1 protein-coding gene and 1 pseudogene are annotated in these 647 nt (G+C 38.0%); both read right to left on the bottom strand.

The genetic code is table 11. From position 1 onward, the window contains the following. A pseudogene (locus SAZ04_RS21610) lies at nucleotides 1-315 on the bottom strand (carbohydrate ABC transporter permease); the annotation flags it as partial. Continuing rightward, nucleotides 315-647 (bottom strand): carbohydrate ABC transporter permease (locus SAZ04_RS21605; protein WP_332699550.1); only part of this gene is annotated, 333 nt, incomplete at its 5' end. The gene SAZ04_RS21605 and the pseudogene SAZ04_RS21610, both read right to left, overlap by 1 nt.

Genomic DNA, 647 nt, shown 5'->3' with positions numbered 1-647 from the left:
TAATACTTTATACACTTTTTTATGCATGTTTCTAGCAATCGCATAAGCGACCAATGAGTTCGTTAACACCGTTAAAACAACGGTGAAGAACGTAATATAGAAACTATTCGAAAACGCATTAAAGAAATTAGTCATTTCAATCGCTGTTGTGAAATTCTCAATACTCCACGAAGAAGGAAGAGCTAAAATACTTTGAGCCGTTTCTTGCGGCGTTTTAAATGCATTCACAACGGTTAAATAAAGTGGAAATAAAATCACGATGGACCCAACGATAAGTAATGTGGTAACGGTCCAGTTTATTTTTTTCGTGTTCATTACATTTGCACCTCCCGCTTCTGCAAGAAACGAATTTGGATAATTGAGATCGTTACGATGATGATAAAGTAAATTACTGCATTAGCCGATTGGTAGGCAAATTCCCCACCTTGGAAACCACCACGATAAATTAATAGCGAAATCGACTCTGTTGATCGACCAGGTCCACCGCCTGTTAAAGCCATAATGTGGTCAAACACCATTAAGAAATTCTTCATCGCAAGAACCATATTGATCGTGAAAAACGGCGCAATGAGCGGGAATGTGATTTTCCAAAATTCCTGCCATTTATTGGCTCCATCTAAATTAGACGCTTCATAAAGTCCTTGATC

The organism is Halalkalibacter lacteus, from assembly GCF_036663595.1.
Classification (GTDB): Bacteria; Bacillota; Bacilli; order Bacillales; family Bacillaceae_D; genus Halalkalibacter; species Halalkalibacter lacteus.
The sequence above is the reverse complement of the archived record's forward strand: the minus strand, read 5'-3'. Positions and strand labels throughout refer to the sequence as shown.